General features: G+C 55.8%; 9 protein-coding genes and 2 pseudogenes. 5 read left to right on the forward strand and 6 right to left on the reverse strand.

What is annotated here, in order from left to right:
* Window positions 1-973, reverse strand: a 973-nt coding sequence (locus tag G9Q84_RS28790) for an amidohydrolase family protein (RefSeq protein ID WP_181644528.1), incomplete at its 3' end; no start/stop codon positions are given.
* A 146-nt stretch (window positions 974-1,119) separates the two neighbouring features.
* Here G9Q84_RS28790 and G9Q84_RS28795 point away from each other — a divergent pair.
* The gene (locus G9Q84_RS28795) at window positions 1,120-2,031 is read left to right on the forward strand and encodes a LysR family transcriptional regulator (protein WP_181644529.1); all 912 of its coding nucleotides are present in this window, start codon (window positions 1,120-1,122) and stop codon (window positions 2,029-2,031) included.
* Here G9Q84_RS28795 and G9Q84_RS28800 read toward each other — a convergent pair.
* A complete protein-coding gene (locus tag G9Q84_RS28800; RefSeq protein ID WP_181644530.1) occupies window positions 1,944-3,191 on the reverse strand; it encodes an MFS transporter in 1,248 nt (415 codons plus the stop codon). The two genes, G9Q84_RS28795 and G9Q84_RS28800, sit on opposite strands and share 88 nt — an antisense overlap.
* A gap of 88 nt (window positions 3,192-3,279) precedes the next feature.
* Here G9Q84_RS28800 and G9Q84_RS28805 point away from each other — a divergent pair, with 88 nt between their 5' ends.
* The 3 genes and pseudogenes from G9Q84_RS28805 (at window position 3,280) to G9Q84_RS30080 (ending at window position 6,298) form a co-directional block, all read left to right on the forward strand.
* The gene (locus tag G9Q84_RS28805) at window positions 3,280-4,074 is read left to right on the forward strand and encodes an AraC family transcriptional regulator (protein WP_103692956.1); all 795 of its coding nucleotides are present in this window, start codon (window positions 3,280-3,282) and stop codon (window positions 4,072-4,074) included.
* 202 nt (window positions 4,075-4,276) lie between these two features.
* A pseudogene (locus G9Q84_RS30075) lies at window positions 4,277-5,431 on the forward strand (FIST signal transduction protein); the annotation flags it as partial.
* A 372-nt stretch (window positions 5,432-5,803) separates the two neighbouring features.
* Window positions 5,804-6,298, forward strand: coding sequence for a methyl-accepting chemotaxis protein (locus tag G9Q84_RS30080; protein ID WP_256226225.1), 495 nt, complete (start codon window positions 5,804-5,806; stop codon window positions 6,296-6,298).
* An 87-nt stretch (window positions 6,299-6,385) separates the two neighbouring features.
* On the opposite strand, the gene G9Q84_RS28815 is transcribed toward G9Q84_RS30080, so the two are convergent.
* From G9Q84_RS28815 to G9Q84_RS28830, 4 genes are all read right to left on the reverse strand, one after another.
* Window positions 6,386-7,735 carry a hypothetical protein gene (locus G9Q84_RS28815; RefSeq protein WP_181644532.1) on the reverse strand — a complete coding sequence of 450 codons (1,350 nt, stop codon included), beginning with the start codon at window positions 7,733-7,735 and terminating at the stop codon, window positions 6,386-6,388.
* 826 nt (window positions 7,736-8,561) lie between these two features.
* The gene (locus G9Q84_RS28820) at window positions 8,562-8,960 is read right to left on the reverse strand and encodes a hypothetical protein (protein ID WP_181644533.1); all 399 of its coding nucleotides are present in this window, start codon (window positions 8,958-8,960) and stop codon (window positions 8,562-8,564) included.
* Between the two features lie 21 nt (window positions 8,961-8,981).
* Window positions 8,982-9,743, reverse strand: a complete 762-nt coding sequence (locus G9Q84_RS28825) for a hypothetical protein (RefSeq protein ID WP_181644534.1) — start codon at window positions 9,741-9,743, stop codon at window positions 8,982-8,984.
* Window positions 9,744-10,014: 271 nt separating this feature from the next.
* Window positions 10,015-10,518 carry a hypothetical protein gene (locus tag G9Q84_RS28830; RefSeq protein WP_163034998.1) on the reverse strand — a complete coding sequence of 168 codons (504 nt, stop codon included), beginning with the start codon at window positions 10,516-10,518 and terminating at the stop codon, window positions 10,015-10,017.
* A 216-nt stretch (window positions 10,519-10,734) separates the two neighbouring features.
* Here G9Q84_RS28830 and G9Q84_RS29485 point away from each other — a divergent pair.
* Window positions 10,735-10,880 (forward strand): annotated as a pseudogene (locus tag G9Q84_RS29485) (dienelactone hydrolase); the annotation flags it as partial.

The raw sequence follows: 10,880 nt of genomic DNA on the forward strand, positions 1-10,880 counted from the left end.
GCAGGTAGAACGCCACCCGCATCTCCATGAACATGTCACCGCTGTAGGAGGTTTCGTTATCGACACTCAGCCCCGGGCTGATGCCGTGGCGCTGGGCCGACTGCATGGCGAACATTCCATCTTCAATGCCGTAGTGGGCATCTGAACGCGGGCATACGTTGACCCGCACGCCAGCCTCGCGAAGAATTTTCCAGCCGGCGTCCGGCAGCGAGGTGCAGTGGTTGAAGATGTTATCGGGGCGCAGCAGGCCCTCGCGATGCAAACCCTCCAACTCAGCTGCCATGTCCCCGCCAAAAAATTCGGTGATGATCGGCAGCCCCAGACGCCGGGCCTCGGCCCACAGCTCAGGTTCCAGCTGCGCCATCACCGCCAGCGAGAGCAGCGGGTTGTCACCGTTATTGACGTATTTTTCCTGGAGACGCTCCAGGTTGCCCGGCCAGTGGGCTTTGTCCCACTCACCGGAAACTGGCGCACCGGAGGCGTGTACAGACCGGATACCAGCATCGAGCAGCGCCTCGACCGCGGCATCGGAGTGAGCGCCGGTGCGGCTGTTGTGCGAGTTATCGACCACGGTCGTGATGCCCGCATCGATGCAGCCCAATGCAGTCAGCAGATTGCCGATATACATGTCAGCCGGGCGATAGTATTTGGCGAACGAGAAGTGCGTTGCGTTGCAGTAGTCTTCTAGGGTTTCGGCATTCGGATTGATTCGACGCAGTTGGCCTTCCCAGGAGTGACGATGCGTATCGACCATGCCGGGCATGGCAATCATGCCGGATGCCTCGATAACAACGGCGTCGCCGGCCTCGATGTTTTCACCTATGGCCGTGATGGTGCTGCCTTCGATAAGGATATCGCCGCGCGCCAGATTGCCGATATCACCGTCCATGCTTAGCACAGTGGCGCCGCGGATAAGGGTGCGGTCGACCGGAGTGGCCGGGGCCTGCACAATGCTGCGGTTATATTCAGCCATTTTCTGTACACCTCTTCAAATTTCGTTGGAAGCAATGTACGCAATGCGGTACTGCGGGAAAAAGATGGTTAAACTGTTTTTATTATTCAATATTTACGAATAATAACGACTTCCCCCCTATCACTGCTTTGAGGCTGCTAACAGTCATGGACCGTATTCAAGCGATGCAGGTTTTCGTGCGTGTGGCTGAAGCAGGAAGCTTTATCCAGGCGGCGCAGACGCTCTCTCTGCCGGCCTCGACAGTTACCAGCAGCGTTAAAAATCTTGAGAAGTACTTGCAGGTGCGCCTGCTGAACAGAACAACGCGGCGGGTCAACCTGACCTCTGAAGGCGCACAATATCTGGTGCAATGCCGGGAAATATTGGAGCTGATCGAACACACAGAGACCAGCCTTACGGATTCCGTAAAACGGCCACAGGGGCGTTTGCGTGTCGATATGCCCGGTGGCATTGCACACTTCATCGTCATGCCAAACCTGCAAGACTTTTACAGGCGCTACCCGGATATCTACCTGATGATAGGCGTCAACGATCGGCAGGTTGATCTGGTTCAAGAGGGTGTCGATTGCGTTATTCGTACAGGTGAGCTCGATGACTCAACGCTCGTTGCGCGCCCCCTCGGCCGGTTTCGCTGGGTAACCTGTGCGTCTGTCGCCTATCTCGAAGAAAACGGTACTCCGCAAACTCCGCTAGATTTGTCTCACCACCGGGCCATCCATTACTTCTCGGGCCGCGCAAGGCAAGCAAGCGAAATGCGCTTCGCCCGTGGCACCGAAAGGGTCTCAGTCCCGGTGAACGGCACAGCGGCTGTCAACGAGACTGGGCTCTACATCAAAATGTGCCTTGAAGGCTTCGGGCTAGTGCAACTCGCCGAGAACGTGGTTTCCTCGCATCTGCGAGAAGGGCGGCTGGTCGAAGTGCTTGCTGACTGGCGGCCGGATTCGGTTCCTGTGCACCTGCTATACCCGCATCAGCGCTTTCTATCGCCAGCTGTGAGCGCATTCGCTGACTGGATTGCAGGGCTTGTTCGCGACGATGATTCAGCAGATTCAAGTTGAACGTTGCGCCCGGCCAGCATGCCGGTGAATGCGCCGGCTACGGATATTGCAGCTGTGATCAGCAGCGGTGCTGTCCAGCCACCGGTCCAGTCGTGCAGTTGGCCCAGCAGCAAGGGGCCTGCAGCTGCCATCAGGTAGCCGACGCACTGCGCCATTCCTGAAAGTGCCGCCGTGTCACCGGCATTTTGTGTGCGCAAGCCGATGAAGGTCAGGCCGAGCATCATGCTGGCACCAGAGCCGAAGCCCAGGACCGCGGCCCACAACATGGCGTAGTCTGGCGCGTAAATGAGCCCGATCAGGGATGAGGCGGTTAACAGGCTGACGGTAGCGGCTGCCAGTTTCTGGTCTTTGAGACGGCGAAGCGTGGCCGCCAGAATCAAGCCGGGAATGGCCGTGGTCAGTTGAAGCGTGCCGTGTACCGTGCCTGCTTGCTCCGGGGATATGCCATGGTCCATCAGAATAGTCGGCAGCCAGCCGACGGCGACATAAAAAGGCATCGCGTTCAGCCCCATGAACAGTGTGACCTGCCATGCCAGCGGGGAACGCCAGACGGCCACGGTTGGCGCTCGTCTTGGACCGGACAGATTTACGTGTTCGTGTTTTTCCAACTGCGGCAGCCACACCACCAGCGCCAACAACGGGGCTGCGACCAACAAACTCAGGGCAATCGGCCATCCCCATGATTGGGTCAGCGGAATTATTACGGCTGAGCCGACAGCGCCTGCTGCGCCCATCGTGATGGAGTAAGCACCGGTCATAGACGCCATTTTCGTTGAGAAGTCGCGTTTGATCAGGCCGGGCAGCAGCACGTTGCCCAGGGCGATCCCAGTGCCTATCAATATCGTACCGGCGTACAACGCCCACGCGCTGCCTGCGGAGCGGAGCAGGATGCCCGCTGAAATGACCAACAGTGCACCGAAAAGCGTGCGCTCGATGCCGAACCTGCGGGCGACCGATGCGCTGAGCGGGGAGAAGGCTGCAAAGGCAAGTAATGGCAGTGAAGTAAGCAGGCCTAGAGCTGAGGCGCTAAAGCCAAAATCATTCTGGATCAGCGGCAAAACGGGCGCGATGCTGGTAAAGGGAGCGCGCAGGTTCACAGCGATAAGCAGAATGCCTGCGACGAGCGCGATGGCATGCCACTTGTTTTTTGTATCTGACATATTCTTTATCTGTCCTCTTAAAAGAAGACAACTGTAGAGAACTTCAGAACTGTCTAATATAGATATCAAGACACCTGACACCTAAATTATGCCAAGCTCAAAAAATGTCGTTTCCTCACCCGAAGATTTCGATTCAGACCTTTTCGCCCAGGCAGCGATTGCCCTCAAGGTTGCGCCTGACCTCAATGATTCGGGTGCCCGCCCGCATGATCATCGCAAAGGCCAGTTGATCCTGTCTTTGCATGGCGCAGTGAGCTGTGAGGTTCAAAATGCACTCTGGCTTGTCCCGCCCCAGCACGCCGTATGGATCCCGGGCGGCACGCCGCACAGTTGCCGAGTGACCGAAAACGCCCGGACCTGCTTTCTGTTCGTTGAGCCCGGTGCGGCAGCGATGCCTGAAGAATGCTGCACGGTTGCCATTACGCCCCTTGTTCGGGAGATGATCCTGCATCTCGCTGAACAGGAACCTGCTTACCATTCCGAGGGCAAGACAGCTCGGCTGGTTGCAGTGCTGCTTGAGCAGCTTTCCGATGCTCCGCTGAAAGAGCTGCATTTGCCTATATCAGACCACCCCAAGATCAAACAAATCGCGGATACGCTCTTCTCAGATCCAGGCGACCGAACCACGTTGCGCGAGTGGGCCACTCGGCTTGCAACCAGTGAACGAACGCTGGCCAGGCTTGTAGAAAGCACGACCGGGCTGAGCTTCGGACGCTGGCGTCAACAATTGCATTTGATGATCGCACTGAGTCATTTGGCGGAGGGGGTATCCGTGCAACGTGTAGCGGGCATCCTGGGATATGACTCTGTTAATGCATTCATCACGATGTTCAAGAAAGCACTGGGTAAACCGCCTACTCAGTATTTTTCCTCTCTGCGCTAGCGCTCTGCTGGCTGATACAAAGCGCCGAGGCTGTAGAACGATCTGTCTGCTATTGGCCGAAAGCTGCCTATCAGTAATAGGAAAACTCCCCACACCCGCGTCCATCCGTCGCATCCCCCACCCTCCAGTCCCCACCCAACCTGCCGATAACCCTACTAACCGCATGCCTACCCCTGCATCACCACTCGATCGAGTCCACCACATGAACCCACTCTCCCTTCTAAAAAAAGCCCGGGCCGATCGTCAAGGCACCGCCACGCTCACCAGCACTGCCAACGACCTGGACGCCGCCCTCACCGCCCTGCGCATCACCCCTACTCTGATCACCGGTTTTATCTCGCCGCATCTGGACATCGATCAGGTCGCCGCCAAGCTCAAACGCCGTTTCCCACAATCCACCATCAGCCTGTGCACCACTTCCGGCGAACTCTGCAATGCGCCCAATTCGCTGTATTGCGCCACCGGCGAGCGCTGGGACCGGGTGGTGTTGCAGCTGTTCGACGACAGTCTGATCGCCTCGGCCGAGGTGGTGATGGTGCCGCTGGAGTGTGAGGACATTCGTGGCGGCGGTAAGCGGTTGGGGATGCAGGAGCGCATTGCCAAGTTGGTGGGGCATATCAAGCGGGTGCAGGTGCGTACGCCGATCGATCATCGCGATACGTTGGCGTATGTGGTGTTCGACGGGTTGTCGGCGTCGGAGTCGTTTTTTATGGAGGCGCTGTATGAGTCGGGGCGGTTTCCGTGTTTGTTTGTAGGGGGATCGGCCGGGGGTAAGTCGGATTTCCAGAAGACGCTGATTCATGACGGCCAGCGCAGTTATCAGAATCATGCGCAGATTGTGTTTGTGAAGACGGCGGCGCAGGTGCGATTTGGGGTGTTCAAAAGCCAGAATTTCAAACCGGCGGATTTGACCTTCAGTGTGCTGACGGCCTCGGTGGAGGACCGCACGATTGACCAGGTGATCGACAGCGCCGGCAATATCAAGAGCATGGTGCAGGCGCTGTGTGATGCGTTTAATTGTGCGCCGCAGGCATTGGAGTCGAAGCTGGCGGATTATTCGTTTGCGATTCGGGTAGGCAGTGAGTTGTTTGTGCGGTCCATCGCGCGTATCGACTTCGAGCAGCAGATCGTGCAGTTGTTTTGCGACGTGGCGCCGGGCGAGGAGTTGGTGATGGTGCGGCGTACGCCGTTGCGTGAGGCGACGCGCCTGGACTATGAGCAGTTCCTGCGCGGCAAGGGTGGCCAGCCGGTGGCGGGGATTTTGAATGACTGCATCTTGCGCCGGCTGAACAACGGCGCCGAGTTGGGCAGCATGGCGGGGACGTTTGGCGATGTGCCGTTGGCGGGATTCTCGACCTTTGGGGAGATTCTGGGGCTGAACCTGAACCAGACGCTGACCGCGATTTTCTTCTTCCGGGTGGCCAAGGGCGCAAGTTTCACTGACGAGTATGTGGACAATTTCATCGCTCATTACGGCGAGTTCAAGGCGTTTTTCCTACGGCGGCAGGTGAAGAAGCTGGCGGGATTGAACCATGTGGTGGTCAAGCAGATTGCTGCGTTCAAGAACAATGATTTCTCCAACACCCTGAACACCCGTGGGCTGGACAACAATATCCTGCCGGTATTCGAAGGCCTGGCGGACTTGGGCCAGGTGCTGGCCCAGGCTGAGCAACAGCAGGAAGAAATCGCGGCGCAGCTCAAGCATTATTCCGGTGAGTTGCACGCGTCGATGGATGACTTGGTCAGCACCATCGACCAGCAGAACAGCGTATCGGCCCAGGCCGGGGCCACGGTGGAGGGATTGTCGAGCCAGGCGGATGTGGCGGTGGAAGGTGCGCGCACGCTGGCCGGGTCGAGTTTGCGGATCCAGTCGATTGTGCAGGTAATCCAGCAGATCGCCGGGCAGACCAACTTGCTGGCGCTCAACGCGGCCATTGAAGCGGCGCGCGCGGGCGACTTGGGCCGGGGCTTTGCAGTGGTGGCAGACGAGGTGCGCAAGCTGGCGGAAATCACGCGTAAGAATGCGGCGGAAATTGGCGTGGATATTGACCTGCTGTCGAGTGAGATCCAGCGGGTAGCCCAGCAGATCGAAGACCAGTCCACCGGTGTGGGCGCATTGCGAGAGATGCTGGACGCGTTGGAAGCGTCCAGCCGTGCGACCGAGGGCACGGCGCAGCGGACGAAGACGATTGCGGATACGTTGACGGGGTTGACGCACGCGTAGGCGTTATTGAAATCGTCAGCTTTGGAATCTCATTGAGGCATGAGGACTGTGCGGTGCCTTAGGGCATCGCTTATCAAGTCCTCATAATTATTGGTTTTTCATCAGCATGAAAAAATGGCCGGGCCAGACTCTTCGCATGGCGAACGCCTCACGGTCACCGGCAACAAAGTCCGCGAAGTAGCTTTTGGGCGATTGGCGGACAATGTCGTCCAAGATTGAGCGTTGTGACGTCTGACTGTCGAAAGAGGCGACCGGCTTGCTTATCCGGCCAGTGGTTTTGTCCAGTGTGTAGCCTTCTGCCTTGCCGTGTTCGGTGAGGGTCCAAACGCCGTTGACGTTATCCGTGAGTGCCTTGAAGGGCGGTAGCCTGACGTCCTTGTTGGTGGTTTGGACAATATGGTCCTCGTACCTGACTTTGTGGTAGGTGGCGAACTGGCTGGCGAGTGGGGGCTGATCAGCCCCTTCATTAGAGAATTTTTTTACCATCTTCTCCAGGAACGGTATGCCACCAATGTTTGTAAACGCACCTTGGGCCGGGTCCAGAATGTGTCGCAAGAAACCCTGGTCGATACGAGTGCTGTTGATCGCCGAACCCTCCAGGACGCTTGACGCGATTGCGGCGTCCTCTGGCTTGAAATCGAACGTCACCTGATACCCTTCCCCGTCATAGCGAACGTTACTCCCCCCGAATTGAAGGCCGTCGCTGTAATGACGATAGGTACCGAGTGCTATGGCCACGTGATCTACAAAACGCAGGTCAGCACCCTCCGCTGCGGCGTAAGCGTACATATCCGAGATCAAGGCACGATCCTCAGGGTTGAGGAAATCGGCGTGGTTTTGAGTGCCGTTATAGACGGTGGCAGGTGGCTTGGCGACCGGCGGTTCAACCCCCCCGTACAAACGCGAAATCAGGTGATCACGCCCATTTGCAGGTTGCAGTTTCGGGTTGGCAACCATTGGGGTTGCGGTTGCTTGCAACTCTTCCCACGCTGAACGTCGCTCATTGAGCGTGAAGGCACCGCCAACGTCCCTAGCAATCAGGCTGAGCTGATCGCGCGCAAGCCCTTTGAAAGGGTTGCTGTCAGTGCCATCGACGAAGCCGTTGGCCTGCCGGGCCCGAGCCAGGAGTTCCGGGTTATCGGTATTGGGAAGCGCTGCACCGTGTTGTTTTTTGTTGGCAATGTAGTTATCGCCGGTAATCGAGTGGAACGGGTTTTCGCTCTCCGAGCCCGCGCGTTTTTCAGCACGCGCTGCCGCTTCGCTCAACTGGTGAGCCAGGATTGAGACGGTGCTGTTGGTAACTTCACCGTTCGAAGTTGACGCGGCAATGGGCTCTTCTTTATCTGACGAAACCGCAAACACGGGTTCGGAGTTGGAAGTACTACTTGTTGCCATACGATTAGTGGCTGACGACGCATGAAGATTAATAGATATCATGAATCACTCTTCCTAAATAGGAGGACAGCGCCGCTGCCACATCATTAATATCATTGTTTTCCATGTAAAAGAGCCAAAAAACCAAACGGACAAAATACTTTTCAGTTGATTAATAGCTATATTTTAATACGACTGAATCGACGCCAGCAGGACGCGTATAGCGAGGTGTGCCCCCGTATACATCATGATAGATTCTAACTCGCGAGCCATTACCAAACGACTGAGTGTTAAAATCCTGCACTGTGCCAGACGAACGCGGAGTGATTCTCCTGCAATCCTCTTGAGAGCTGAAGGGCCTTGAATAGCAAAGCCTCACATCCTCCCTGATGCTGTCAGGGTAAAACGTTGTACTCCATTGAATCTCCACTAACTGTTTGGGATCAATGAGCGTTCCTGGGGGAAAGTCCGAGCTAACAACACTGAAACTCGCAAACCCTACACCCGGATGAGTATCGGAATTGGATAACACCAACACGGGACTGGGGTCCCCAGACTTTGAAATAGACCTTTCCTCCGCAACGACCACCCCACTGGCCAATACCAGCAGAGCAGTAACAAGGGCACGCACAGGCTTGTTTGCATTTACGGAGCAACGAATCACTATCGAGCTATTCATAATCGCCACCATCACTTGAGGAGTTAATACGTAAGAGCCCAATGGATCCAGCTGTAAGAATCTCACTTCTACCATTGCACGATTCATTAACCGTAGAAACCCACGCACTTCCTAAAACATTGAAGGACAGCTCTGTAATACTAATAAGTAGGAATACGCAGGTATTTTCCTAATCCCGCATGCCCGCTATTTAATTTGGGCTTTGTAAGGCTACTCAGGCGAGTCAAGCAGGCTGAACAGATTGTTCATCCAGATCGCTCGCTTGGCGGGCGGATCGTCGCTGTCGGCAAGGGCATCCATAAGGGAGCGACTCTGCGCGGAACCAACAGAGGTTTCCAGGATGAAGCCCTGCTGAGCTTCATCCTCTGGAGGCATTGTTGGTCGGTGCAGCTTGCCGGTAGCGGTGTCCAGGGTGTAGCCAGCGGACTTACCCAGTTCGGTCAAACTCCACACGCCATTAACGTTGGTGGCAACTACCTTTGAGGGCGGCAGTTTGGTGTCCGTGTTCGTCGTGACCAGGACGTTGTCCTTGTTTTCGATCCGGTTGAAGGTGGCGAATTCGCTGCCGAGCGCGGCTTGTGAAGCACCTTCAGCAGAGAACTTGAGCACCATCTGTTCAAGGAAGGGTATTCAGCCGATGTTGGAGAGAGATCCGTAGTCCGGGTTCAGAATATGCCTTAAGAAGCCTGGGTCGATACGGGTGCTGTTGATGGCCGAACCATTAAGAATGCGCGAGGCAATAGCCGCGTCCTGCTCCTTGAAGTGGAAGGTGATGCGATAACCCTCCGAGGTATAGCCATTGTTGTGGCTCAGCTGCTGACCGCCGTCGCTGAGATGTCGATAATGGCCGAGCTGCCAGGCCAAGTCATCGACGAAGGCCAGATCAGCACCTTCAGCCTGCGCGTAAGCGTACATCTGCGAGATCACGGCACGATCATCGCGGTTGAGGAAATGATAAGAGCTCTGAGTTAGGTTGTAGGAGGTCAATGGTGGCTGGGCCACCGGCGGTTCGTAGTTGCCGAACACGCGAGCGACCATCAGAGCATGGCCGTCAATCGATGCCTGACTCGCGCTGCTCGCCTGGGCGGGTGCCGTAGATTCCATCTCTTGCCATGCGGCACGGCGTTCGTTGGTGGTGAATGCGCCGCTGTCGTCATGGGCGATCAGGATCAACTGATCACGTCCCAAGCCCTTGAAGGGGTTGCTGTCGGAACCGTTGATGAAGGCGGTTGCCTGTCGGGCGCGGGCCAGGAGCTCTGGAAGATCGGTGTCTGGGACCTCGGCGTCATGCTGCGCTTTATCCGTGAGGTAGCTGTCGCCGATGATCGAGTCCGGCGGATCGGCGGGTGCCTCTGCGGTGCGGGTGTCGGCGCGCACTGAGGCTTCGCTCAACTGACGAGCCAAAACCGATACGGTGTGGGGCGCACTATCAGTGTGTGTAGCGGTAGATGCACCAGCCGTGTCTGCCGTTGTCTGCATTGCTGGCGAGGTTGCGGCATTAACCGGACTGCTAGCCAAGCGATTGTTAGGCACTGAGGAATAAGCGTGGATAGTTGCCATGAGAATTCACCCTGTAGAGGCGGCTAAAATTTGACCAACTGCACGTTTTTATTTATCAAAGCAGAGGTCACCGTAATAAGTGACCCTTGCACGGTATTACGAGTTAGTACCTATATCGAAAAGTCACTGTATCAACGCCAGCAGGACGACTGTAGGGTGGTGTGCCCCCTAAGACATAATGCTTGATGACAACACGTGATCCGTGATTGAAACTCTGGGCATTAAATTCATAGATAACGCCAGATGAGTTAGGAGCGATATCCACGCAATTAGGTTGAGAACTATAGGGGCGAAAGTAACAGAGTTCGACCTTTGAATTGGCACTTTCAGGGTAGTACGTTGTACGCCACGCGATCTCTAGTAACTCTTTCGGATCAGGCAAAGTACCACTGGGAAAGTCCAACGAATTCGCGTAGAAATTGGCTAATCCAACACCCTCATTGGACAAAACCAGCACAGGACTTGGCGTATCATCTTTAGTGAAAGATCGCTCTTCAGCCAACGCCAAACTAGCAGACACAAATAGCAAGAGCGCAAACAAAACGAGTATGAACTTACGAACATTCAAACCAAGCATTAAAGTCAACATCTCGATTGGAATTTTCATAACCCTCACCTTATTAATCAACGGTAGGAAGTACGGCACTACCGTCGCACGCTTTTTTAACCGAAGTAAGATAGCAACGTCCTAAATTCACGAAAGAGCAATCTGTAATACTAATAAGTAGGAATACGTCGGTAACGTCCTAGTCCCGCCTCCCCTCTACCAAAACCGCTTGTTTCAGGTCATGCTTCGCCGCTCATTTCAAGGACGATAACAACAATGAAAACCGCTCTACGCGCCCTGTTCCTGATTTGCCTCACCGCTCCCGCCTTCGCCGCCGAAAACCTCGTCGGCTTTAAGACCACCACCCTGCCCGATGCGCAAAACAACCGACCACTCGAACTGGTCGTCTGGTACCCCGCTAC

This window comes from Pseudomonas sivasensis, from assembly GCF_013778505.1.
GTDB classification, from domain to species: domain Bacteria; phylum Pseudomonadota; class Gammaproteobacteria; order Pseudomonadales; family Pseudomonadaceae; genus Aquipseudomonas; species Aquipseudomonas sivasensis.

What these genes read in the sequence shown, in the direction of transcription:
- G9Q84_RS28805 (WP_103692956.1), top strand. Translation starts at nt 3,280, where the DNA reads ATGCCAAGCTCAAAAAATGTCGTTTCCTCACCCGAAGATTTCGATTCA.
- G9Q84_RS28800 (WP_181644530.1), bottom strand. Translation starts at nt 3,191, where the DNA reads ATGTCAGATACAAAAAACAAGTGGCATGCCATCGCGCTCGTCGCAGGC.
- G9Q84_RS28795 (WP_181644529.1), top strand. Translation starts at nt 1,120, where the DNA reads ATGGACCGTATTCAAGCGATGCAGGTTTTCGTGCGTGTGGCTGAAGCA.
- G9Q84_RS30080 (WP_256226225.1), top strand. Translation starts at nt 5,804, where the DNA reads ATGGATGACTTGGTCAGCACCATCGACCAGCAGAACAGCGTATCGGCC.
- G9Q84_RS28815 (WP_181644532.1), bottom strand. Translation starts at nt 7,735, where the DNA reads ATGATATCTATTAATCTTCATGCGTCGTCAGCCACTAATCGTATGGCA.
- G9Q84_RS28830 (WP_163034998.1), bottom strand. Translation starts at nt 10,518, where the DNA reads ATGAAAATTCCAATCGAGATGTTGACTTTAATGCTTGGTTTGAATGTT.